This window comes from Actinomadura xylanilytica, from assembly GCF_030283145.1.
Taxonomy (GTDB): domain Bacteria; phylum Actinomycetota; class Actinomycetes; order Streptosporangiales; family Streptosporangiaceae; genus Spirillospora; species Spirillospora xylanilytica.
Genome location: NZ_JASNWE010000003.1, coordinates 1,193,607 through 1,215,847 on the forward strand (window position 1 = coordinate 1,193,607; position 22,241 = coordinate 1,215,847).

At 73.4% G+C, this 22,241-nt stretch carries 22 protein-coding genes and 1 tRNA gene; 8 read left to right on the forward strand and 15 right to left on the reverse strand.

Annotated elements, in window-relative coordinates; translation table 11 throughout:
* Positions 1-28 precede the first annotated feature (28 nt).
* Positions 29-1,687, reverse strand: coding sequence for a penicillin-binding transpeptidase domain-containing protein (locus QP090_RS23060; RefSeq protein WP_285941209.1), 1,659 nt, complete (start codon positions 1,685-1,687; stop codon positions 29-31).
* Positions 1,688-1,816: 129 nt separating this feature from the next.
* Positions 1,817-2,932 (reverse strand): alpha/beta hydrolase, encoded by a 1,116-nt coding sequence (locus QP090_RS23065; RefSeq protein ID WP_285941210.1) that lies wholly within the window; start codon positions 2,930-2,932, stop codon positions 1,817-1,819.
* 284 nt (positions 2,933-3,216) lie between these two features.
* Between QP090_RS23065 and QP090_RS23070 the strand changes: the two genes are divergently transcribed.
* The 3 genes from QP090_RS23070 to QP090_RS23080 all read left to right on the forward strand — a co-directional run bounded on the left by QP090_RS23070 (position 3,217) and on the right by QP090_RS23080 (position 6,540).
* Positions 3,217-5,079: a RelA/SpoT family protein gene (locus QP090_RS23070; protein WP_285941211.1), complete on the forward strand. Its 1,863-nt coding sequence runs from the start codon at positions 3,217-3,219 to the stop codon at positions 5,077-5,079.
* Positions 5,080-5,158: 79 nt separating this feature from the next.
* Entirely contained in the window at positions 5,159-5,611 is a 453-nt protein-coding gene (locus QP090_RS23075; RefSeq protein WP_285941212.1) for a universal stress protein, read from the forward strand.
* 101 nt (positions 5,612-5,712) lie between these two features.
* Positions 5,713-6,540: a hypothetical protein gene (locus QP090_RS23080; RefSeq protein WP_285941213.1), complete on the forward strand. Its 828-nt coding sequence runs from the start codon at positions 5,713-5,715 to the stop codon at positions 6,538-6,540.
* Here QP090_RS23080 and QP090_RS23085 read toward each other — a convergent pair.
* Positions 6,521-7,198, reverse strand: a complete 678-nt coding sequence (locus QP090_RS23085) for a hypothetical protein (RefSeq protein WP_285941214.1) — start codon at positions 7,196-7,198, stop codon at positions 6,521-6,523. The genes QP090_RS23080 and QP090_RS23085 overlap by 20 nt on opposite strands.
* 222 nt (positions 7,199-7,420) lie before the next feature.
* On the opposite strand from QP090_RS23085, the gene QP090_RS23090 reads away from it, so the two are divergent.
* Positions 7,421-7,633, forward strand: a complete 213-nt coding sequence (locus QP090_RS23090) for a hypothetical protein (RefSeq protein WP_285941215.1) — start codon at positions 7,421-7,423, stop codon at positions 7,631-7,633.
* Between the two features lie 45 nt (positions 7,634-7,678).
* Positions 7,679-8,050, forward strand: coding sequence for a DUF2203 domain-containing protein (locus QP090_RS23095; RefSeq protein WP_285941216.1), 372 nt, complete (start codon positions 7,679-7,681; stop codon positions 8,048-8,050).
* Between the two features lie 97 nt (positions 8,051-8,147).
* Here the strand turns inward: QP090_RS23095 and glnII are convergent, their stop codons facing one another.
* The 4 genes from glnII to QP090_RS23115 form a co-directional block, all read right to left on the reverse strand.
* Complete coding sequence (gene glnII / locus QP090_RS23100; RefSeq protein WP_285941217.1) at positions 8,148-9,164, reverse strand: glutamine synthetase; 1,017 nt, start codon at positions 9,162-9,164, stop codon at positions 8,148-8,150.
* Between the two features lie 193 nt (positions 9,165-9,357).
* Positions 9,358-9,429: transfer RNA gene (locus tag QP090_RS23105), tRNA-Val, on the reverse strand.
* Between the two features lie 171 nt (positions 9,430-9,600).
* The gene (locus QP090_RS23110) at positions 9,601-10,509 is read right to left on the reverse strand and encodes a proteasome assembly chaperone family protein (protein ID WP_285941218.1); all 909 of its coding nucleotides are present in this window, start codon (positions 10,507-10,509) and stop codon (positions 9,601-9,603) included.
* Positions 10,510-10,750: 241 nt separating this feature from the next.
* Positions 10,751-10,930: a hypothetical protein gene (locus tag QP090_RS23115; RefSeq protein WP_285941219.1), complete on the reverse strand. Its 180-nt coding sequence runs from the start codon at positions 10,928-10,930 to the stop codon at positions 10,751-10,753.
* Between the two features lie 117 nt (positions 10,931-11,047).
* Between QP090_RS23115 and QP090_RS23120 the strand changes: the two genes are divergently transcribed.
* Entirely contained in the window at positions 11,048-12,235 is a 1,188-nt protein-coding gene (locus tag QP090_RS23120) for a saccharopine dehydrogenase family protein (RefSeq protein ID WP_285941220.1), read from the forward strand.
* 29 nt (positions 12,236-12,264) lie between these two features.
* On the opposite strand, the gene QP090_RS23125 is transcribed toward QP090_RS23120, so the two are convergent.
* The 4 genes from QP090_RS23125 to QP090_RS23140 form a co-directional block, all read right to left on the reverse strand.
* Positions 12,265-12,612, reverse strand: a complete 348-nt coding sequence (locus QP090_RS23125) for a hypothetical protein (protein ID WP_285941221.1) — start codon at positions 12,610-12,612, stop codon at positions 12,265-12,267.
* A 69-nt stretch (positions 12,613-12,681) separates the two neighbouring features.
* Positions 12,682-13,137, reverse strand: a complete 456-nt coding sequence (locus QP090_RS23130) for a peroxiredoxin (protein WP_285941222.1) — start codon at positions 13,135-13,137, stop codon at positions 12,682-12,684.
* A 212-nt stretch (positions 13,138-13,349) separates the two neighbouring features.
* Positions 13,350-13,778, reverse strand: coding sequence for a DUF3052 domain-containing protein (locus tag QP090_RS23135; protein WP_285941223.1), 429 nt, complete (start codon positions 13,776-13,778; stop codon positions 13,350-13,352).
* A 226-nt stretch (positions 13,779-14,004) separates the two neighbouring features.
* Complete coding sequence (locus tag QP090_RS23140; protein WP_285941224.1) at positions 14,005-14,412, reverse strand: secondary thiamine-phosphate synthase enzyme YjbQ; 408 nt, start codon at positions 14,410-14,412, stop codon at positions 14,005-14,007.
* A 253-nt stretch (positions 14,413-14,665) separates the two neighbouring features.
* Here QP090_RS23140 and aceE point away from each other — a divergent pair, with 253 nt between their 5' ends.
* Positions 14,666-17,455: a pyruvate dehydrogenase (acetyl-transferring), homodimeric type gene (gene aceE, locus QP090_RS23145; protein ID WP_285941225.1), complete on the forward strand. Its 2,790-nt coding sequence runs from the start codon at positions 14,666-14,668 to the stop codon at positions 17,453-17,455.
* 105 nt (positions 17,456-17,560) lie between these two features.
* Here the strand turns inward: aceE and QP090_RS23150 are convergent, their stop codons facing one another.
* From QP090_RS23150 to QP090_RS23165, 3 genes are all read right to left on the reverse strand, one after another.
* Positions 17,561-17,941 carry a VOC family protein gene (locus tag QP090_RS23150; protein ID WP_285941226.1) on the reverse strand — a complete coding sequence of 127 codons (381 nt, stop codon included), beginning with the start codon at positions 17,939-17,941 and terminating at the stop codon, positions 17,561-17,563.
* 117 nt (positions 17,942-18,058) lie between these two features.
* A complete protein-coding gene (locus QP090_RS23155; RefSeq protein ID WP_285941227.1) occupies positions 18,059-18,778 on the reverse strand; it encodes a helix-turn-helix transcriptional regulator in 720 nt (239 codons plus the stop codon).
* Between the two features lie 75 nt (positions 18,779-18,853).
* On the reverse strand, positions 18,854-19,810 hold the full coding sequence (locus QP090_RS23165) for an alpha/beta fold hydrolase (RefSeq protein WP_285941228.1): 957 nt from the start codon (positions 19,808-19,810) through the stop codon (positions 18,854-18,856).
* 202 nt (positions 19,811-20,012) lie between these two features.
* Between QP090_RS23165 and QP090_RS23170 the strand changes: the two genes are divergently transcribed.
* Complete coding sequence (locus QP090_RS23170; protein WP_285941229.1) at positions 20,013-21,032, forward strand: SUKH-4 family immunity protein; 1,020 nt, start codon at positions 20,013-20,015, stop codon at positions 21,030-21,032.
* Between the two features lie 182 nt (positions 21,033-21,214).
* Here the strand turns inward: QP090_RS23170 and QP090_RS23175 are convergent, their stop codons facing one another.
* Positions 21,215-22,237 carry a PHP domain-containing protein gene (locus QP090_RS23175; protein WP_285941230.1) on the reverse strand — a complete coding sequence of 341 codons (1,023 nt, stop codon included), beginning with the start codon at positions 22,235-22,237 and terminating at the stop codon, positions 21,215-21,217.
* Positions 22,238-22,241: the final 4 nt, after the last annotated feature.

Consider the following 22,241-nt stretch of genomic DNA (forward strand, 5'->3'; position numbering starts at 1 on the left):
TGGTCGGCGCCGCGGGGGGTTCCCCGTGTCAGCGGACTCCCTTGAGGAACCGGGCCGCCAGCGGCGCGGCAGCCTCGGCGCCGGTGCCGCCGCCCTCGACGATCACGGCGAACGCCAGATCGCCCCGATAGCCGATGAACCACGCGTGCGTCGGCGGGTCGGCGCCCTCGGCCGCCTCGCCGAACTCGGCCGTGCCGGTCTTGCCCGCCGTCCCGGACGGGAACCCGACCCCGGCCGCGGTGCCCTCGCTGACGACGGCCGGCATCAGGGAGTGCAGCGCCCGCTCGATGGCGGGCTCCAGCCGGTGCGGCTTCTCGGGCGCGCGGCCCTTGGCGTCGACGGCCTTCGCGGCCAGCGCCTGGTCGACGACCCGGGGCGAGCGCCAGGTGCCGCTCGCCGCCGCCGCGGCGACGCCCGCCATGTTGAGCGGGCTGGTCAGCACCTGGCCCTGCCCGAACGACGCGGACGCGAACGAGGTGTCGTCCTTGTTCTGCGGGAACGCGGCCCGCACCGCGGGCAGCCCGGCGATGACCGGGGCGTTGAAGCCGAACTGGGCGGCGACCTGGGCGAGCCGCTTCTCGCCGAGCTTGTCCACCGCCAGGCGGGCGAAGGTGGTGTTGCACGAGTGCGCGAACGCCTCCCGCAGCGGGATCGTCCCGAAGTCCTCGTGCTTGTAGTTCTTGAACGTGCGCCCGCCGACCGTGGTGGTGGCCGGGCACGGGACCTTGGTCCCGGCGTCCATCCCGCCCGCGACCAGCGCCGCCGCGGTGACCACCTTGAACGTCGACCCGGGCGGGTACTGCCCCATCAGCGCCCGGTTGTAGCCGCCGGGCTTGTTGGCCACCGCGAGGACCTCCCCGGTGGACGGGCGGAGGGCGACCAGCGAGGCGGGCTTGTCCACCGCGCCGAGCGCCTCCCCCGCCGCGCGCTGCACCTTCGGGTCGAGCGTGGTGCGCAGCGGCTTCCCGTCCGATCCCCCGAACCGCTGCAAGGTCTTCACCGGTGTCCCGTCCGCGCCGACGATCTGCACGCTGAGCGCCGGCGTCCCGGCGAGGCGCCGCTCGTACTGGCGTTGCAGTCCCTCGAGTCCGCCCGGGTCGCCCTTCTGGTACGGAGGGCCGATCTTGGCGGCGGCCTCGGCCGACAGCGCGCCGACCGGGCCGACGAACTGCTGGACCGAACCGGAGGGCGAAGCGTTCAGGCTGCTCCCGTCGGCGGCCTGGATCTCGGCGCGGTCCGGCCAGGCGCGCGCGGCGCGCAGCCGCTGCCCCTCCTGGAGCATCGGGTGGACGAGGTCCGGCGACCAGGCGACGCGCCAGTCCCCGTCGCGCTGGACGAGCGGCAGCGCGCCGGTGTACTTCCAGGTCCGGCCGGCGCTCAGGGTGAGCTCGGCGCTGTAGGAGCCGCCCGCCTTCCCATCCTTGGGCCGGCCGACCGAGGCGGCCGCGTACCGCTGCCGCGTGACGCCCAGGTCGTCCCGCGTCCGGGTGAGGCGGGTCTCGAAGTCGGCGGGCGGCCCGTCCGTCAGGCCCCGCATGGCGGCGAAGTCACCGCGGCTCCAGGCGTCGGCGTAGCGCGCGGCGGCGCCCTCCGGCCCCTCGCCGCCGCGGATGAGCCACACCGCTCCCGCCCCCGCGAGCACGGCCACGGTCGCGATCGCGGCGACGACCACGTGGGATCGGCGCATCGTTGAACTCCTCTCCGTCGATGACGTACCAAGGAGAGCAGCTGACCAGCGGAAAGTCCAAGATAGACATCAATCACACTGCGATACCGATATGCATATCAATGCTGCTGGCAGGGCGATTTGCGGGGATCAGACCGTGACGGCGGCCTCCCGCCGCTGCGGGCGGATTCCGTGCCGCACGGTGCCCTCGTCCAGCCACCGGTCGAGGTGCGCCCAGGTGCTCGACCGCGCCGACCGTCCGGTCAGCACGCCGAGATGCCCGCCGGGCACCTCCTCGAAGCGCACCTGCGGGGAGCGGCCGAGCAGCCGGGTGAGCGGACGGACCGCCGCGGCCGGCGCGATCCCGTCGCCGCGGCCGGCGATGGCCAGGACCGGCACCCGGACACGCCCGAGATCCAGCCGCCGCCCGCCGATCTCGACCCCCGGGCCGGCCAGCGCGTTGTCACACAGCAGGCCGCGGTAAATCTCCCCGGCGGTGCGCCCGGGAAACGCGAGCATGGCGTTCGTGAAATGATCGACGGCCTCGATCTGGGCGAGAAACTCGGCGTTGTCAAGATTGGTCAGCACTTTATACGGCCGGAGCAGGTACTTATCGATGCCGACGAGCTGATAGGCCCGTTTCACCACCGGCCGCGGCACCCCGCCGAGCACGCCCCCGAGCAGCACGCCGGCCAGGTCGGCGACGGGCCCGCGGGCGAGCCGGGCGACCGGGCGCAGCGGCGCCGCGAGCCGCACCGCCCGCACGTCGACCGGCGAGGCGATCGCCGCGACCGACGCGATCGGCAACCGGGGGTCGGCCGCCGCGGCCAGCAGCGCGAAGACGCCGCCGAGGCACCAGCCGACGAGCTGCACCGGCTGACCGCCCGAGTCGCGGCTGACCGCCCGGATCGCCCCGGGGAGGATCTCGCCGACCCACTCCTCCAAGCCCAGGTCGCGGTCGCCGAACCCGATCGGGCCGTAGTCGAGCAGGTAGCTGCGCCGGCCGGCGTTCACCACGTGCTCGGCCAGGCTGCACCCGCGCCGCAGGTCGTAGCAGCGCGCCGGCGCCGCCAGCGGCGGCACGAACAGCACCGGCGGACCGGCCGGGACCACGCCCTCCGGCGGCCGGTAGCGGTACACCGACCGCTTCGGCCCGTCGTCGACCATCTCCGTGGGCATCGGGCGCAGATCGGCGACGTGGCCGTACAGCAGAAGCTGGGCGGCGTTGGACGCGGCGGCGCGGAGGCTGCGGGGAGTCGGCATCATTTCGCCATTATCCATCTCCATTCAGAGGCCGCACGCGGGCCACATCGGCCAAAGGCGGCCTGGCACTCATGAGCATTACTACCTGGCACTACCGGGCCCGGCATCACAGCGTCATGAAGTGTTCGTTAAATCGCCTTGACATCGCACCCCAGGAGACCTTCCAGGCGCGGCCTTTGCCCGGCCTTCGCGCGCGCCCCCTCGCGCGGGCCGGACGGCGCGGCGCATAATGCCGGTTACACCCGGTAGCACGAGCGCTACCGAGAAGGCTGGCAGGTCGGTGCGTGATGGCGACCCTCAATCCGGCGAACTCCACAGGTGCGGGCCGCGGGTCACCCGCGGGCCCCGGAAGGCGGGCGCCCGCCGCCGGAGTCCCGGGGACGGCCGCCGTTCCCGGGGCGCCCACGGGGCCGCTCACCACGCCGCCGCCGTTCAGGCGCCTCGTCCCGCCCCTGCGAGGGCGGTTCCACCTCCCACTCGGCGGCCGGTCCGCCGCGCCCGGCCGCGGCGACCTGAGAGCGGCCGTCGCGCCCCTGCTCGCCGCGCGGCACCCCGCCTGCCCCGGCGGCGAGGCCGAGCTGCTGCGCGGCTACGAGGTCGCCGAGCGGCTGCACCGCGGCCAGTTCCGCAAGTCCGGCGCCCCCTACATCACCCACCCGCTCGCCGTGGCGATGATCCTCGCCGGGATGGGCATGGACACCACCACGCTGGTGGCCGCCCTGCTGCACGACACCGTCGAGGACACCCCCTACACCGTCGGCGAGGTCCGCGCCGACTTCGGCGACGAGGTCGCGGTCCTGGTGGACGGGGTGACCAAGCTCGACGGCGAGCGGTGGGGCGGGCACGCCGAGGCGGAGACCCTCCGCAAGATCGTGCTGGCCGCCGCGGACGACCTGCGGGTCCTGGTGATCAAGCTGGCCGACCGGCTGCACAACCTGCGCACCCTGCACTACCAGCCGGTCCACAAGCGGGCCCGGTACGCGCGGGCGTCGCACGAGCTGCTGGTGCCGTTCGCCGAGCGGCTCGGCATCCACGTCCTCAAGCGGGAGATGGACGACCTGGCGTTCGCGGCCCGCTCGCCCGAGGCGCACGAGGCCACCTCCGGCGCCGTGCGGGCGGCCCTGCGCGACGCGGGCCGCGCGTTCGGCCCCGCGATGGCGCTGCTGCGCGGCACGCTCGGCGAGCACGGGGTGCGGGGTCGGATCGAGATCCGGCCGTCGCACCTGTACGCGGTGCACGAGTCCCTCGGCGGCGATCTGGCCGGGCTGCGGCCGTGCGAGGCGGCGCGGCTGCTGCTGATCGTGGACGGCGGCGCCCAGGACTGCTACGTCGCCCTCGGCGCGGTGCACGCGGCCCTGCACCCGATCGCCGGGCAGGTCCGCGACCACATCGCGCTGCCCAAGGACAACCTGTACCAGTCCCTGCACACCCGGGTGATCGCCCCGTCCGGCGACCCGTTCGAGGTGATCATCCGCAGCCGGGCGATGCACCCGGTCGCCGAGTACGGCATCGTCGCGCACATCCGCGACGCCGGCGACGACGCGGCCACCGCGCACGCGGTGGCGGGACGGCGCGACCTGGAGTGGCTGAGCCGGCTGCTGGCCTGGCAGTCCGGCGCCCCGTCCGCCGAGTTCCTCGACGGGCTGCGCGCGGGCCTCGCCCCCGGGACCGTGGCCGGGTTCACCGCCGCCGGCGACACCGTGCCGCTCCCGGCCGGGGCCACCGCGCTCGACTTCGCCTACGCGCTGGCCCCCGAGATCGGCGACCGCAGCATCGGCGCGCTCGTCAACGGGCGCCTGGCGCCGCTGTCGGCCGAGGTCCGCACCGGCAACGTGGTGGAGATCCTCGGCGATCCGGGCGCCTCGCCGTCGGAGGAGTGGCTGGAGTTCGCGGTGACCGTCCAGGCGCGGGCGCACATCCAGCGGTGGGTGGCCCGGCGGCGCGGCGAGGACGAGGCCGACGCCGGGCGCCGCCGCCTCGTCCGGGCGCTGGGCGGACGGCACCTGGTCCTCCTGGCCGCAGAGGCGCGCGGCGAGGCCCTCGCGGCGGCCCGCGCCCTCGGCTACCCCGGGGTCGACGCGATGTACGCGGCACTCGGCACCGGGTCGCTCGCCGTGGACGGCCTGGTCGCCCGCTTCACCCGCCCCTGACCCCGCCCACGCGCGTGCGGGCGGGGGCGCACGGGCGTGCGGAGGGGCGGCGTCCTACCCTGGTGCCCGGGGTGGTCAGATGAGCGAGGACCGGCCGTTCGAGCTGGGCACCGACGGGCCGCGGGTGATCGTCACCGGGGTCGACGGGTCGGACACCTCGCTGCGCGCCGCCGCCTACGCCTGGGGGCAGGCCCGGCGCAACGGGGCGCGGCTGATCCTGGTGCTGGTGTCGCCGCTCGCCCCGCTCTCCTCGCTCACCCCCGGCGGCGCCGCGGTGCTGCGCGAGGCCGGGGAGCAGATCGCCGCCGAGCTGCGCGCCGAGCTCGTCCGGGCGTCCGAGCACACGCCCGTCCGCTACACCTTCCTGATCGAGCAGGGCGACCCGTACACGGTGCTGGCGCGCGTCGCCGACGAGAATCGGGCCGACGCCGTGGTCGTGGGCGCCTCGGCGCAGGCCGGGCACCGGCTGGTCGGCTCGGTGGCCGTCCGGCTGGTCCGCTCTGGCCGCTGGCCCGTGACCGTGGTGCCGTGACCGTGGTGGCGTGACCGGCGGTCCACCGGTTCCGGGACGGTGCCGCCAGGGAATCGTTCAGGTACGAGGTCCGCGAACGACCGATGGCACAGGGGGCGGCGATGGCTGATCCTTACCTGACGGAGGTCGCATGGTCCGGGATGTCCCTCCGGCTGCTCGGCCGCCTGGAGCCGGACGGCTCGCGGCCCGCCGAGGCCGAGCTGCTGCTGCGCGAGCGCGGCGGCGACGGGCTGATCAGCGTCCCCGCCGTCCTGCCCGCGGCCGGCGGGCACCTCTTCGAGGCGCTGATCGACATCACCTCCGTCTGCGGTGACGGCCCCCTCCCGAACGGTCTGTGGGACGTCGAGCTGGCCGTCGGGCCGAACGGTGTGGCCCGCGCCGTCCCGCTCGGGCACCGGCACGCCCCCGGCCTGGACCCGACGCCGCAGCGCCGGTTCCTGGCCGGCTCGACCACCGTGACGGTGTACTTCGGCGCGTACGGGACGCTCGCGATCGACGTCGGGGGCCGGGCGCACCCCGGCGGCTCGACCCGCGCCGAGACGCTGGCCTGGAACGAGCACGACGACGAGCTGGTGGTCTCGGGGCACATCACCTTCCAGGACATCGCGATGCCGGTCTCGGCGAAGCTGCGGCTGCGCGAACCCGGTTCGGGCCGCAGGTACGAGGTGATCGCGGCGCTGGAGGCCGGCGGCGACCGGCTGACCTACACCGCCTCGGTCCCGCTGACCCGGGCGTTCACCGACGACCCGCTCCCCCGGGGCACCTGGGAGGCGTTCCTCGTCCTCGGCTTCTCCGGGATGCACCGCGAGCTGCGGGTGATGGCCCCGGAGCACCCGATCGGGCTCCAGGTATGGCGGCGGCTGCGGCACATGCGGGTGACGTCCACCCGGGCCCCGGCCGCGCTCGCGGTCACCGTCGGCCGCGCCTGATCCCGCGGGCGGGTCGGCGGCGCAGCAGCGGGCCGGGCCGGTGCAGCAGCGCCGCGGTGATCGCCGCCATCACTGTCACCATGACCGTGCCGCCCACCAGGTTGAGGCCGGAGGTGGCCAGGACCGCGGCCACCGGCGGGCCGCGCAGCGTCAGCGGGATCGCCGTCAGCAGCAGGACCACGATCGCCCCGATCCAGGTGAAGGCCCGCACGGGCCGCGCGGCCGTCACGACCAGGACGTGCAGCAGCGCGGTGGCCTGGATCGTCCCGGCCAGGGCGCACACCGCGTAGCTCAGCGCGGCGGCCTGCGTGCTCACGGCCGCGCCGGCGAACGCCGGTACCGGCACGCCGAGCACGCCGCGCAGCAGGAGCGCGATCGCGAACGTCAACGCGCCCGCGAGCACCCCGAAGGACGTCCCGGCCCACCAGATCCGGCGGATCAGCAGCGACGCCTCGGCCTCGGCCGCCTCGTGCAGCCGGACGAAGTCGGCGTACCGGGCCATCGGCCGTTCGACCGGGCGGCGCGCGGTGGACGGGCACCGGAAGGACCGCTCCCAGGCCGACGACCTCGGTCCGTGTCCTCCCGCCCTGCCTCCGGCCCCGTTTCCGCGCCGGCCGGGCGGGCCGCCGTGGGACGGTCCGTACGGCGTCTCGGCCATGGTTCCTCCCCCCAGCGAACGTCAGAGTGCTACCCGGCGCCACCAGCGGGAACTCGTCCCTGTCCGTGAATTTGTCATCATTTGGCGGCATCGGGCCAGGTAGTGCGCACCGGCCGGATTCCCGGGGATGCGGCGGCATAGTTACCGTTCCCCGCGGTGTCTGTACTAATGATCATTACTACTGATCATTTCGACCCGACACCTTCCAGGAGGCTGGCCGCCATGCAGACCCCCCGGCCTTTCCCCGACAACGGCTCCGACGAGAGGCGCACGGTCATCGGGCGCGTCCTGAACTGGCTGGCGCCCGAGGGACAGCACGACGACTGGCTGGAACCCGACCGGGACCCCGAGCCCGGCGCGTGCCCCGCCTACGGCGAATGCCTGGGCCCCTCCGAGTGCCCAGGGCCGGAACCGGACGGATGCCCGCACCGGTAGCGTTCCTCCCAGGGACGGCACGGCGACGACCTCGGGGGGAGCGGCATGGCCAGCGGAGAGCGGGAGTTCACCGTCGAGGAGGCTCGTGCGCTCATCCCGGAGGTGCGGGAGCGGGCGGCCGAGATGGTCGCGATCCGCGCCGACCTGGCCGAGCTCGCGCTCGACCTGCGGATCGAGGGCGAGTCGGCGTCGGGCGGGATCGCCGAGGCGAAGGCCTACGAGGCGAGGCTGGACGAGCGGATCGGCTGGTTCACCGACCAGGGCCTGGAGATCAGGGGCATCGCCCCGTTCCTCATCGACTTCCCCGCGACGCTGGACGGCCGGTCGGTCCGGCTGTGCTGGCTGGAGGGCGACACCGAGCTCGAGTGGTACCACCGCACCGAGCTGGGCTTCGCCGGCCGCCGCCCGCTCCCCTGACCGTCCGGGACCCGTCCCCGAACGTCCGGGAACGCCGCCGGCCGGTGCCGTCGCGCTGGGCGGGGCACCGGCCGGAGAGCGGGCGGGACGGGCGGGATCAGACCTGGCCGGCCTTCTCCAGCGCCGTGCAGCAGGTGTCGGTGATCAGCCGGGTCACCACGTACGGGTCGATGTTGGCGTTCGGGCGGCGGTCCTCGATGTAGCCCTTCTTCTCCACCTCGACCTGCCACGGGATGCGCACCGAGGCGCCGCGGTCGGAGACGCCGTAGCTGTACTCGCTCCACGGGGCGGTCTCGTGCATCCCGGTCAGGCGGCGCTCGATGTCGGCGCCGTACCCGGCGACGTGCTCCTCGACCCGGTCGGCGAGCGCCTCGCAGGCGGTGATGATGGGGTCGTAGCCCTCGCGCATGGCCTTGGTGGAGAAGTTGGTGTGCGCGCCGGCGCCGTTCCAGTCGCCCTCGACCGGCTTGGCGTCCAGGGTGGCCGAGACGTCGAAGTCCTCGGAGATGCGGTAGAGCAGCCAGCGGGCGACCCACATGTGGTCGGAGACCTCCAGCGGGCCGACCGGGCCGATCTGGAACTCCCACTGGCCGGGCATGACCTCGGCGTTGATGCCGGAGATCTCCAGCCCGGCGTCCAGACAGGCGTCCAGGTGCCGCTCGACGATCTCGCGGCCGAACACCTCGTCGGCGCCGACGCCGCAGTAGTAGAAGCCCTGCGGGGCGGGGAAGCCGCGCTCGGGGAAGCCGAGCGGGCGGCCGTCCTTGAAGAAGGTGTACTCCTGCTCGATGCCGTACCAGGACTCCTGGTCCGCGAACCGCTCGGCGATCGAGCGGAGCTTGGCGCGGTTGTTGGTCGGGTGCGGCGTGCCGTCGACGAGGAAGACCTCGCAGAGCACCAGCCGGTGGTCGCCGCCGCGCAGCGGGTCCGGGCAGCTGAAGACCGGCTTGAGCACGCAGTCGGAGTTGTCGCCGGGGGCCTGGTTGGTGCTGGAGCCGTCGAAGCCCCAGTCCGGCAGGTCGGCGCCGTCCTTGAGGATCCTGGTCTTGGACCGGAGCCGTGCGGTGGGCTCGGTGCCGTCGATCCAGATGTACTCGGCCTTGTAGCTCAACATCGGTCCCTTCGTCATCCCGGACGGCGGCGGTCGTCCGGCATCACGAGAGTGGCAATGGGGCATTTCTTACCTGTTGCCCATATGTGAACGGCATGTAAAACGCGCCCTGACCTGCCCGCACGCGATGAGATGCCCGTCACATGACAAAGCCCCACCTCGCGCGCGAAGCGGAGACGGGGCATCCGGGAAACGGTGGGCGCGGACGGTTTCGAACCGCCGACCGCTCGGTTGTAAGCCGAGTGCTCTACCCCTGAGCTACGCGCCCGCCCACCTGAGGGGAACGCCCCGGTGACCGGGCGAGCATACCCGGTCGTGGCCCGCCACCGCGAAACGGTTTCACCACCCCGGACGCGACCCGCACGCCGTGCCGTCCTGCCGCGGCAGGACGGTGATGGCCGCCCGCATCGCGGGATCGGTCCAGCGCGGGCCGCGCCGGTCAGGGCTGGGCGTCCGGGCCGTCCTGCTCGGCGAGGAACTGCTCGAACTGGGCGGCCAGCTCGTCGGCGGTGGGCATGTCCTGTGACTCGGCCAGCAGGCTCTCGCGCTCGGCCGCACCGGCGAACGCGTCGTACTGCTGCTCCAGCGCCTGGACGACCTTCTCGACCTCGTCGTTGCCGGTGACCTGCTCGGCGATGTCGGTGTTGGTGCGCTCGGCGGCGTCGCGGAGCCGGTCGACCGGCAGCACCAGGCCGGTGGCGCCGGTGACCGCCTCCAGCGCCGCGACGGCGGCGGCCGGATAGGCGGACTGGGCCAGGTAGTGCGGGACGTGCACGGCGAAGCCGAGGGCGTCGTGGCCGGACTCGCCGAGCCGCAGCTCCATCAGGCCGGCCGCGCTGCCGGGCACCTGCACCTTGTCGAACCAGGAGTTGCGGGTGACCAGCTCGGGACGGGTCGCGTGCGAGGTGATCCCGACCGGGCGGGTGTGCGGGACGCCCATCGGGATGCCGTGGAACCCGACGACCAGCCGGACGCCGAGCCGTTCCACCAGGTGCCGGACGGAGGCGGTGAAGCCCTCCCAGAGCCGGTCGGGCTCGGGCCCGGCCAGGAGCAGGAACGGGCTGCCGGTCTCGTCGTGGAGCAGGTGCACGACCAGCTCGGGCGCCTCGTAGGCGGACCAGTGGTCGCGGTCGTAGGTCATCGCGGGGCGCCGGGCCCGGTAGTCGATCAGGGAGTCCACGTCGAAGCGCGCGATCACCCGGTGCTCGAGCACCTCAAGGATGTGCTCGCGCACCAGCTGCCCGGTGGACCCGGCGTCCACGAAGCCGTCGAGGCTGTGCAGCAGCACCGGCCCGGCCAGCTCCGGCAGCCCGTCGTCCAGCTCGTACAGGTCCTCAGGGTTCAGCAACGTCTCCCCCACATCCTCATGTCGATGTTCCCAACACTAGGACATGCCGGGGCGCATCCCCGGATCGGATGTGATCACTGTCGCACACCGCGAATGACCGACGAATACCCACAAAGTCCCGGATTGACCCTCCCGTGCGGGAAATCAGGCATTTCCGGAGAAGAACCGGCTGACCAGGAAATCCTCCGCCGCCAGGGGCTTCAGGTCGGCCCGGCCGTCATCGACGCGCCCGGCACCCGAGTTACGGGGCGGCGCTCCCCAGGGCCAACGACAGTAGGACGAGGCCGACCCCGATGAGGACCATGCCGGCGAACTGCCCGCTGTCGTCCGCGCGGGCGCCCCGGTGGCGCCGCACCGACCTGAACGCCCAGCCGAACAGCGCCAGGGCTACGACGTCCATCACCACCATCAGTACGATCACGCCAGCTTCCCCCCGATCACGGCCAGCCTAGAACATCTCCGGCGTACGGGTGGTGTCCCCGGCGAAGCGGGCGCCGGGCGTGACAGAATCCGGTTCGGTACTGGGAAGGGACCAGCCATGATCGCCGACCGCCCGCACGACCTCGTCCTGGTCGGCGCCACCGGCTTCACCGGCGGGCTGACCGCCGACTACCTGGCCGCGCACGCGGACCCGGGCACCCGGTGGGCCCTCGCCGGACGCGACCGGGCCAAGCTGGAGACGGTGCGCGACCGGCTCGCCGCGGCCCGTCCCGCGCTCGCCGGCCTGCCGCTGCTGCACGCCGACGCCACCGACCCCGCCTCGCTGGAGGCGGTCGCCGGGGCGGCCCGGGTGGTGATCACCACGGTGGGCCCCTACGTCCGGCACGGCGAGCCGCTGGTGGCCGCGTGCGCGCGGGTCGGCACCGACTACGTCGACCTGACCGGCGAGCCCACCTTCGTCGACCGGATGTACGTCCGCCACCACGAACGGGCCGTCCGCACCGGGGCCCGGATCGTGCACGCCTGCGGGTTCGACTCGATCCCGCACGACCTCGGCGCCTACTTCACCGTCAAGCACCTCCCCGAGGGCGTGCCGCTGCACGTCGAGGGCTTCGTGCGGGCGCGGGGCGACGCGTCCGGCGGGACCCTGCACTCGGCCGTCGGGGTGTTCGCCGACCTGCCCGGCATGATGCGGGCCGAGCGCGAGCGCGGCCGGGTGGAGCGGCGGCCGGCCGGCCGCCGGATCCGGATGTCCCGGCGGCCCGTCCCGAGGTCGGGGATCGCGGGCGGCTGGACGCTGCCGCTCCCCTCTATCGACCCGCGGATCGTCACCCGCTCGGCCGCCGCGCTGGACCGCTACGGCCCCGACTTCTCCTACGGCCACTACATCGCGGTCAAGCGCCTGACCACGGCCGCCGGCATGGTGGCCGGATCGGGGGCCGCCGTGGCGCTCGCGCAGCTCCCGCCCACCCGGGCGCTGCTGCTCGGGCTCCGCGCGCCCGGCGCGGGCCCCTCCGCCGCGCAGCGCGCCCGCAACTGGTTCAGCGTGAAGTTCGTCGGCGAGGGCGGCGGCCGGCGGGTCGTCACCGAGGTCGCGGGCGGCGACCCCGGCTACGGCGAGACCGCCAAGATGCTCGCCGAGTCGGCGCTCAGCCTGGCGCACGACGACCTCCCCGAGACCGCAGGGCAGGTCACCACCGCGACCGCGATGGGCGACGCCCTCATCGCGCGGCTGACCAAGGCGGGGCTCACCTTCCGCGTTCTGGAGGACACCGCGGTCTCCTGAGGCGGGTTCATGCCCGCGGGACCCGCCGGTCAGCCGGCGAAGCGGCGCTTCAGGACCCGGCTCAGCGCCTCGGCGACCTCTTCGGACAGGCCGCCGTCGCCCGGCGGCGGGCCCGACCGGACCAGGCCGGTGGCGGACGGCCCGTCGCGGACGGCCTCGCGGGTGTGCCCGCAGTCGCGGCACTCGATCTCGCCGAGCCGGCACACCAGCGCGGCGGAGGCGCAGGCGGCGCAGCGGTCGAGATCGTCGGCCCAGTCGTGGGCGGTCTGGCAGCCGGGGCAGACCAGCACCTGGCGATCCGCCCGGACCCCGCGCTTCCAGGGGCTCGCGCCGCGCACAGGGTCGGTCTGCCGCGCCCCGCATCGGAAGCAGGGCATCACACCTCCAGGGGTGCGGGGGCCGGACCGGTCGGCGGCGCGCGCCGCGGGCCGGTCCGGACCTGTCACTCAGAGCCCGGCGAGCGCCTTGCGGTACTCGTCGATGTCGCGCGCGTCCGGAATCGCGTTCACGACCTTCCAGCGGACGACGCCCTCGGTGTCGATGATGAAGGTGCCGCGGGTGGCGAGCCCCTTCTCCTCGTCGAAGACGCCGAAGCGCTGCGCCACGCCGCCGTGCGGCCAGAAGTCCGACAGCAGCGGGAACTGGTACTTCTCCTGCTCGGACCAGGCCCGCAGGGCGAACACCGAGTCGACCGAGACGGCGAGCACCTGGACGTCGTCGCCGCCCAGCGTGGGCAGCTCGTCCCGGATGGTGCACAGCTCGCCGGTGCACACGCCGCTGAAGGCCAGCGGGTAGAACACCAGGACGACGTTCTTCCCGCACAGGCCCGACAGCTTCACCGGGGTCCCGTGCTGGTCCTTGAGCTCGAAGTCCGGTGCCTCGTCGCCTACCTCAACCGCCAAAACGCCTTCTCCCGCGGATCGTCCCCCGCAGCACTGCGGGGGAGCCGGCGCCCTCCACGGCCGTGAAGGGCGTCACCAGTCTGCCAGCACCCGCGTGAGGGCCGGGGCGCAGCCCGGACCGGCCGACCACGGAGCCCCCGGAGCGTGCCGCCTGACGGCGCGCTCCGGGCTCCCTGGGCCGGCCGGGCCGGCGAGATCCCGGTCCCCCGGGGCTACTTGCGCACCTTCGGCGCGACCAGGCGCGTGCCGGACCACTCCTTGGCCGCGCTCACGCTGCTCGTCTGCGACAGGCCCGCCGTCTGGGCGGCCTCGCCGATGTCACTGGGCTCCACGTGCCCGTCCCGGCCCGCCTTGGGCGTCAGCAGCCAGATCTGGCCACCGCCGGTGAGGGGGATCATGGCGTCGGTCAGGCCCTCGAACAGGTCGCCGTCCTCGTCCCGCCACCACAGCAGCACGACGTCGACCACATCCTCGTAGTCCTCGTCGACCAACTCGTTCCCCGTAGCGGCCTCGACGGAGCCGCGAAGCTCCTCGTCGACGTCGTCGTCGAAGCCGATCTCCTGCACCACCTGGCCCGCCTTGAGGCCGAGCCGTTCGGCCAGGCTGCGCTCAGACTGCGCCTGACCCGCGGTCGCGCTCACGAAAGTCCTCCCATGGTCGAAAGTCCGCACGATGCCTTCTCCGGCCCCCCGGGACGGGGTGGCCCGCCCGCACCTGTGCGGCGTTTGCCGGACAGTCCACACAAGCGAGGGGCTCTCGCGCAAGTGTCTTCCCCGCTTTTGGTGGGCTCATTGGCCCAAATACGCAGGTGGACGTCACAGCTCATCCACTGAGCGTAACAACCCGCGCTCAGCGCGCAAGACGCGCTCATCCCGCGAGGAGGGACAACCGTACCTGCCGGACGGGGTTGTCAACGTTGAGGTCGACCAGTGCCACCGACTGCCACGTACCCAGCGCGAGCCTCCCGTCCAAGACCGGAATGGTCGCATACGACGGGACCAAAGCCGGCATCACATGTGACCGACCGTGGCCACGGGAACCGTGCGCGTGCCGCCAGCGGTCGTCTGCGGGCAGCAGATCGCCCAGCGCGGCCAGCAGGTCGTCGTCGCTGCCCGCGCCCAGTTCCATGATCGCCACGCCGGCGGTGGCGTGCGGCACGAAAACGTTCAGCAGGCCGTCGCCTCCGGCACCGGCGGCGAACCGCTCGCATTCGGGCGTGATGTCGTGCACGGCCTCCTTGTTCCCCGTGGTCACCTCGACCACCGTGCTCTTCATGGTCCCTGTCTACCCCATCGGCGGGACCCGGCCGCCACCGGCGGTTCGCCCGGGAAAAAAGGGACCTGAAATTGCACTGGCACCCCGGCTGACCGGGGAGAATGGTTACCGGTTGGTAGAGATGCGTTAGCCCGCACGAAGGGCGACGATGGATCATCGACCACGGCGACGAACAGTCGTTCTGAGACCGCCGACCGCCCGACGCGGCGGGCGGGGGCCTCACAGCAAAGACGGTAAGCACAGAGGGGACCCCGTGGCTTCCGGACGTCAACGTTTTTCGATCATCAGCGACGGCCTGCCGAGTCAGCTGCCCGACATCAACCCGGACGAGACCCGGGAATGGCTGGAATCGCTGGACACCGTCATCAAGACCGAGGGGCGCGGCAGGGCGCGCTACGTGATGCTGCGCCTTCTCGAGCGGGCCCGAGAGCAGCAGGTCGGGGTGCCCGGCCTGCGCAGCACCGACTTCATCAACACCATCCCGCCGGAGCACGAACCCTGGTTCCCCGGCGACGAGCACATCGAGCGGCGCATCCGCGCCTACATCCGCTGGAACGCCGCGATCATGGTGTCCCGCGCGAACCGCCCCACGCTCGGCGTCGGCGGGCACATCGCCACCTACGCCTCGGCCGCCTCGCTGTACGAGGTCGGCTTCAACCACTTCTTCCGGGGCAAGGACCACGGCGAGTCCGGCGACCAGGTCTTCATCCAGGGGCACGCCGCGCCCGGCATCTACGCCCGCGCGTTCCTCGAGGGCCGGCTGCCCGAGGGCAGGCTCGACGGGTTCCGCCAGGAGCAGTCGCACCCCGGCGGCGGGCTGTCGTCCTACCCGCACCCGCGGCTGATGCCGGACTTCTGGGAGTTCCCCACGGTGTCCATGGGGCTCACCGCGATCGACTCGATCTACCAGGCCCGGTTCAACCGCTACCTGTACAACCGCAAGATCAAGGACACCTCGCGCTCGCACGTGTGGGCCTTCCTCGGCGACGGCGAGATGGCCGAGCCCGAGTCGCTCGGCGCGATCGGGCTGGCCGCGCGCGAGGAGCTCGACAACCTGACCTTCGTGATCAACTGCAACCTCCAGCAGCTCGACGGCCCGGTCCGCGGTAACGGCAAGATCATCCAGGAGCTGGAGTCGTACTTCCGCGGCGCCGGCTGGAACGTGATCAAGGTGGTCTGGGGCCGCGACTGGGACCCCCTCCTGGCGCAGGACGCCGACGGCGTGCTGGTCAACAAGATGAACACCACCCCCGACGGGCAGTTCCAGACCTTCACCGTCGAGTCCGGCGGGTACATCCGCGACAAGTTCTTCGGCGACGACCCCCGGCTGCGCCGGATCGTCCAGGACCTGACGGACGACGACCTGCGCAAGCTGTCCCGCGGCGGGCACGACTACCGCAAGGTCTACGCGGCGTTCAAGTCGGCCCGCGAGCACGTCGGCCAGCCGACCGTGATCCTCGCGCACACCATCAAGGGCTGGACGCTCGGCTCCGACTTCGAGGCGCGCAACGCCACGCACCAGATGAAGAAGCTCACCAAGGCCGAGCTGAAGGAGTTCCGCGACCGGCTCTACCTCGACATCCCCGACGCCGCCCTCGAGGGCGAGCTGCCGCCCTACTACCACCCGGGCGAGGACTCCGACGAGATCCAGTACATGCGCGAGCGGCGCGCGGCGCTGGGCGGGTTCCTGCCCAAGCGGGTGGTCCGGGCCAAGCCGCTCAAGCTGCCCGGCGACCCGGTGTACGCCGAGCTGAAGAAGGGCTCGGGCAAGCAGAGCATCGCCACCACGATGGCGTTCGTCCGGCTGCTCAAGGACCTGATCAAGAACGAGAACATCGGCGCCCGGTTCGTCCCGATCGCCCCGGACGAGTACCGGACGTTCGGGATGGACTCGCTGTTCCCGACGTCCAAGATCTACTCGCCGCACGGGCAGACCTACGACGCGGTGGACCGCAAGCTGCTGCTGTCGTACAAGGAGTCCGAGCAGGGGCAGATGCTGCACGAGGGGATCAGCGAGGCCGGCTCGATGGCCTCCGCGATCGCCGCGGGCAGCGCCTACGCCACGCACGGCGAGTTCATGATCCCGGTCTACATCTTCTACTCGATGTTCGGCTTCCAGCGGACCGGCGACCAGATGTGGGCGCTGGGCGACCAGATGGGCCGCGGCTTCCTGCTGGGGGCCACCGCCGGGCGCACCACCCTCACCGGCGAGGGGCTCCAGCACGCCGACGGCCACTCGCCGCTGCTCGCCGCGACCAACCCGGCCTGCGTCCACTACGACCCGACGTGGGCGTTCGAGCTGGCCCACATCACCCAGGACGCGCTGCGCCGGATGTACGGCTCGTCCGAAGAGCACCCCCAGGGCGAGGACGTCTTCTACTACCTCACCGTGTACAACGAGCCCTACCAGCAGCCGGCCGAGCCCGAGGGCGTCGACGTCGACGGGCTACTCAAGGGCCTGTACCGCTACCGGGAGGCGCCCGAGCCGGCGACCGGCAACGGCCAGGCGCCCAGGGCGCAGATCATGGCGTCCGGCGTCGGGGGCCGCTGGGCCGTCGAGGCGCAGCGGATGCTGGCCGAGGACTGGGGCGTGGCCGCCGACGTGTGGTCGGCGACCTCGTGGAACGAGCTGGCCCGCGAGGCCGCGGCGTGCGACAAGTGGAACCTGCTGCACCCCGAGGAGGAGCAGCGCGTCCCGTACGTGACCCGGGTCCTGGAGAACGTGCCGGGGCCGATCGTCGCGGTGTCGGACTACATGCGGGCCGTGCCCGACCAGATCGCCTCCTGGGTGCCCGGCGACTTCACCTCGCTCGGCACCGACGGCTACGGCTTCTCCGACACCCGCGCCGCCGCCCGCCGGTTCTTCCACGTGGACGCGGCGTCGGTCGTGCTGGCCGTGCTCACCCGGCTGGCCCGGCACGGCGAGGTCAAGCAGGAGACGCTCCAGCAGGCGATCGACCGCTACCAGCTCGGCGCCGACGTCAGCACCGTCTTCGCGGGCGGCGTGGGCAGCGCCGAGAGCAACACCGGCGGCGACGCGTAGCGCACCGGCGCGGGCGGCGGGATCACGGAGGTGTAGGCCGTGATCCCCTCCCGGCGCCCCTGAGGGGCCCCGAGCGGCATCGGGGCCCCTTTCGCGTCCCCGGGGTCAGGCCGGGGGCGCCGGAGGCGTGTAGACGCCGAACTGGTTGCCGGACGGGTCGGTCAGGTAGGCGAAGACCAGCCCGCTCGGCGCGATCGTCGCGGGCATCAGCACCTCGCCCCCGAGCCTCTCGGCCTCGGCGCACGCGGCGGCGACGTCCCGGACGATCACCAGGAACGTGGCGTGGTTCTCGTCGCCCCCCTTGGTGTGCGCGATGCCGCCGCTCGGGGCGTCGGCGCCGGGGTACCTGATCAGGTCGTAGCCGCCGTCGGCGGAGTCCAGGGTGAACTTCCAGCCGAACAGCCCGCCGTAGAAGCTCTGCGCGGCCTCGGAGTGGTCGGTGCCGATCTGGAACCAGTTGACGGTGTCGTACGCCGGTGCGCTCATGTCGTTCTCCGCGGTCGTGGTCGTGGTGGCCGTACGGCCGGGTGCGCCGTACGGCACGACTCTCGAACATGTGCGCGACAACCCTGTGTCGGTGTTTCCGCCGGACTTCCGAGGGGGTCAGACGAACTCGAGGGGGCGCGCCACATAGTCGGGCGGGGCGGTCCCCATCGCGTCGACGTCGCGCTCGGGCGCGGGCTCGTCGAGGAGCGCGGCCCGGACAACCCGGTCGGTGCGGAACACCCGGGCCTCGTCGCGCAGGCGGCACCAGCCGAGCAGGTACCAGTCGCGGCTGGATCCGGTGAACGCGACCGGCTCGACGTCGCGCCGCGTCTCGGCGCCGTACCGGTCGACGTAGCTGAGCCGCACCACGCGGCGGGCCCACATCGCCTCCTCCAGCACGGCGGGCACCGGGAGCGGCGGCACCGCGGCCGGGCCGCCCGCCCCGGCCGGGGCGACGAGGCGGATGCGGGCGGCCAGCTCGCGGGCCGAGGCGCTGTCGGCCGCCGACATCGCCGCGACGATCTTGTGCAGCGCGGTGCGGGCCGAGCGCGAGAACGGCGAGCCCTCGGCCCGGCCGAGCGCCACCGCGACCGCGACCGCCTCGGCCGGGGTGAAGTTGAGCGGCGGCAGCGTCCGGCTCTTGTCGAGGGTGTAGCCGCCGGTCCGGCCCACGTCGGCGAAGATCGGCACCCCGCCCTGCTGGAGCGCGCCGATGTCGCGTTCGATCGTCCGGACACTGACCTCGTACCGCGCGGCCAGCTCCCGGGCGCTGACCCGGCGCGGGGCGCAGGCGCGCAGCTCCTCCACCAGGGCGTACAGCCGGTCGGTACGGTTCACGCCGCGACCGTACGCCCCGCCTCCGACAATCCGCCCGGCCCCGGTCCGGTGCCCGGCCCGGCTCGCCAGGCCCGGTCAGAGGGTGGCGAGGAAGGCGATCATCGCGTCGTTGACCTCGGCGGGACGCTCCTGCTGCGTCCAGTGGCCGCAGCCCGGCAGCCAGACGACCTCGCGCAGGCCGGGCACGAGGTCGGCCATCCGCTCGATGCCCTCCAGCGCGCCGGGCGCGGTGACGACCAGGTCGCGGTCGCCCGCCACGAAGAGCGCCGGCGGGGTGATCGGCGCGCGGTGCCAGGCGGCGGTGAGCGCCCAGTTGCGGTCGAGGTTGCGGTACCAGTTGAGCGGGCCGGCGAAGCCGCTCTCGCGGTACTCGGCGGCGAAAGCGGCGATGTCGTCCTCGGTCAGCCAGCCGGGCAGCGCGTCCGGCTCCGCGCACACGTCGAGGAACCCGCCGCCCTCGGGGACGATCGGCACCAGGCCGGGCCCGTCGCCGGACCCCGCGTACAGCATCCGGCGGAACGTGGCCTCGGGGTCGCGGCCGAGCTCGGCCTCGGGGACGTCCGGACGCTGGAAGTGGACCATGTAGAAGCCGTCGCCGAGCATCGTGCGCATCGCCTCGACCGGCGGTCCGGACGAGCGCGGCCGGTGCGGCACCGACAGCCCGATCACGCCGCGCACCTTGTCGGGACGGAACTGGGCGGTGGCCCAGGCGACCGGCGCGCCCCAGTCGTGCCCGGCGACCACGGCGGTCTCCTCGCCGAGCGCGTCGATGAGCCCGACGGCGTCGCCGGCCAGGTGCAGGATCGAGTACTGGTCGGCCGCCTCGGGCCCGCCCGTGCGCGCGTAGCCGCGCTGGTCGGGCGCGACCGCGTGGAAGCCCGCGTCGGCGAGCGCGAGGAGCTGGTGCCGCCAGGAGTACCAGCACTCAGGGAAGCCGTGCAGCAGCAGGACCAGGGGCCCCTCGCCGGCCTCGGCGACGTGCATGCGCAATCCACTGGCGGACTCGACGTAACGGTGCCCGATCTCGGTCATCGGTCCTCCTTGATACGGCGGGCCCCCACGCTAATCCGGGCCCGGGAAACGGCGGGCGACGGGGGTGCTGCGGGAGGGCGTCCCGGGCACGCCGGGTTTGGATGGAACGATCCCGTCGCTGTCCCGGGCACCTGCCAGACTCTCGGGCGGACCGGATATGGGGACGGTCGTCCCCCGCCGCGCACAGTGAGGGGCAACACGGATGTACGACGGCAGTCACGGTGCCGGCCACGCGCCGGCGGACCGGCCGGCGGTGGGGGCCGGGAACACCCTCACGGTCACCTACCGGGACGGCCAGGGCGAAGAGGTCTACCTCACGAAGATCTCGGGTTCGGGGCGGCCGACGCCGTTCTGGCAGGTGTGGGAGGAGCTGCAACGGCTCGGCGTCCCGTCCGCGAACGTGTCGGCCGTCCACTCCGACCTTCAGCTCTGCCGCCTGCCCGGCTGCTACTGCGAGCCGCAGGTGAGGGGGTTCGGCTTCCCCAGGGCCGAGTTCTCGTTCGGACGTCCCTACGGCGACACCCGGAAGGAGCGCGCCACCTCCGTCGCGGCGGGCGCCGAGCAGGCCGCCTTGATGGCCCGGCTCACCGGGCAGCCCGCCCCGCCCTCGGCCCGTCCCGCGCCGCTGCCGCCGAACGTGCCGCCGGCGCCGCCGGTGGACGGCGCGCAGCTGGGCCAGGTGCTGACCGCCACGTTCGGGCACGACCAGGTGCAGCGCTACCACCCTGACGAGCTGGAGCGCGCGGGCGTCGGGCAGGGCCCGGAGGTGACGCTGACCTCGGCGGGGCTCCCGGCGAAGGTGCCCTACCTGTTCCAGGCGTGGTCGGTCGTGCCGGTGCCCGAACGCCTGCGCGCGCGCCGCAGCCCGCTGCCGGCGGACGCGCTCCGGCGGCTGGAGTCGCTGGCGACGCTGGGGGGCGACGGGCACTGCGTGATCGGGCTGATGACCTCCGGTCCCCCGCACGCGCTGGGCGGGGTCTGGGCGATCGACCCCGACTACGGCTCGACCCGGTTCGTCAACGCCGACACCGCCTCGTTCGCCCGCTCGCTGGCGCTGCTGACGCGCGGGCGGCAGCGGATGCGCGGGTGCGACCCGTACACCGCGGGCGAGATCGTGGAACGGCTCCAGGCCCAGCTCGCCGCCGTCGACCCGGCGGCGTTCAACGGCGAGGAGCACTGGTGGCCCCTAGTCGTCGAGCAGATGTGGAACGGCCTCCTCTAGCGCGGGGGCGGACGGGGGCCGAAACCAGGACCTGTCCAACGTGCCCAGCCGTCGCGCGAGCGCGCTACCTGGCCGGTGAGGCGAAGCCGGAGGCGAGCCGCACCGGCCGGATCGCGAAGCGATGTCGCGCTCGCCCAAGCACGGTCGGCGTCCGCGCCCTAGGCGAGGACACCGGGCCGAGCTCAGAAACACAGCCAGGCGAGCAGGTCGTCGGCTGGGAGCGTGTTGACCACCCGGCCGGCGTCCACGCCGCAGCGGGCCGCGCGCTCGCAGCCGTTCGGCTGCCAGTCGAGCTGGCCGGGGGCGTGCGCGTCGGAGTCGATCGCGAACCGGCAGCCCGCCTCGACCGCCAGCCGGAGCAGGCGCTTGGGCGGGTCGAGCCGCTCCGGCCTGGAGTTGATCTCCACGGCGACGCCGTAGGCGGCGCAGGCGTCGAACACCAGCGCGGCGTCGAACTCCGACTCGGGCCGCAGCCCGCCCCGGCGCCCGCCCGCCTTGACGATCCGCCCGGTGACGTGGCCGAGCACGTCCACCCGGGGGTCGGCGACCGCCGCGACCAGCCGCCGGGTCATCGCGACCCGGTCCATCCGCAGCTTGGAATGCACGCTGGCGACCACGACGTCGAGCCGGTCCAGCAGGTCCGGGGCCTGGTCGAGCGCGCCGTCGTCCAGGATGTCGACCTCGATCCCGGTCAGCACCCGGAACGGCGCGAGCTCCTCGTTCAGCTCGGCGACGACGTCGAGCTGGCGGCGCAGCCGGTCGGCGGACAGGCCGTTGGCGACGGTGAGGCGGGGTGAGTGGTCGGTCAGCGCGATGTACTCGTGGCCGAGCGAGCGGGCCGTCTCGGCCATCTCCCTGATCGGCGAACCGCCGTCGGACCAGTCGCTGTGCGTGTGCAGGTCGCCGCGCAGGGCCGAGCGCAGCGCGGCCGACGCCTCGTCCACCGGCTCCCCCTCGGTGGCCTCGAGCCGCCGCAGGTAGACGGGCGTCTCGCCGCGGGACGCCTCCTCGATCACCAGCGCGGTGACCTTCCCGATGCCGGGCAGACCGGTCAGCGTCCCGTCCTGGACGCGGCCGTCGATCTCGCCGGGACCGGCCCGCTCGACGAGGCGGGCGGCCTTGCGGAAGGCGCTCACCCGGTAGGAGGGCTCCTGCGCGCGCTCGAGCAGGAAGGCGATCCGGCGCAATGCCTCGACGGGGTCCACGGCC

Excerpts from the sequence above, each read along its gene's own strand:
- QP090_RS23060 (WP_285941209.1), bottom strand. The coding sequence starts at position 1,687 with ATGCGCCGATCCCACGTGGTCGTCGCCGCGATCGCGACCGTGGCCGTG.
- QP090_RS23065 (WP_285941210.1), bottom strand. The coding sequence starts at position 2,932 with ATGATGCCGACTCCCCGCAGCCTCCGCGCCGCCGCGTCCAACGCCGCC.
- QP090_RS23070 (WP_285941211.1), top strand. The coding sequence starts at position 3,217 with ATGGCGACCCTCAATCCGGCGAACTCCACAGGTGCGGGCCGCGGGTCA.
- QP090_RS23075 (WP_285941212.1), top strand. The coding sequence starts at position 5,159 with ATGAGCGAGGACCGGCCGTTCGAGCTGGGCACCGACGGGCCGCGGGTG.
- QP090_RS23080 (WP_285941213.1), top strand. The coding sequence starts at position 5,713 with ATGGCTGATCCTTACCTGACGGAGGTCGCATGGTCCGGGATGTCCCTC.
- QP090_RS23085 (WP_285941214.1), bottom strand. The coding sequence starts at position 7,198 with ATGGCCGAGACGCCGTACGGACCGTCCCACGGCGGCCCGCCCGGCCGG.
- QP090_RS23090 (WP_285941215.1), top strand. The coding sequence starts at position 7,421 with ATGCAGACCCCCCGGCCTTTCCCCGACAACGGCTCCGACGAGAGGCGC.
- QP090_RS23095 (WP_285941216.1), top strand. The coding sequence starts at position 7,679 with ATGGCCAGCGGAGAGCGGGAGTTCACCGTCGAGGAGGCTCGTGCGCTC.
- glnII (WP_285941217.1), bottom strand. The coding sequence starts at position 9,164 with ATGTTGAGCTACAAGGCCGAGTACATCTGGATCGACGGCACCGAGCCC.
- QP090_RS23120 (WP_285941220.1), top strand. The coding sequence starts at position 11,048 with ATGATCGCCGACCGCCCGCACGACCTCGTCCTGGTCGGCGCCACCGGC.
- QP090_RS23125 (WP_285941221.1), bottom strand. The coding sequence starts at position 12,612 with ATGCCCTGCTTCCGATGCGGGGCGCGGCAGACCGACCCTGTGCGCGGC.
- QP090_RS23140 (WP_285941224.1), bottom strand. The coding sequence starts at position 14,412 with ATGAAGAGCACGGTGGTCGAGGTGACCACGGGGAACAAGGAGGCCGTG.
- QP090_RS23150 (WP_285941226.1), bottom strand. The coding sequence starts at position 17,941 with ATGAGCGCACCGGCGTACGACACCGTCAACTGGTTCCAGATCGGCACC.
- QP090_RS23165 (WP_285941228.1), bottom strand. The coding sequence starts at position 19,810 with ATGACCGAGATCGGGCACCGTTACGTCGAGTCCGCCAGTGGATTGCGC.
- QP090_RS23170 (WP_285941229.1), top strand. The coding sequence starts at position 20,013 with ATGTACGACGGCAGTCACGGTGCCGGCCACGCGCCGGCGGACCGGCCG.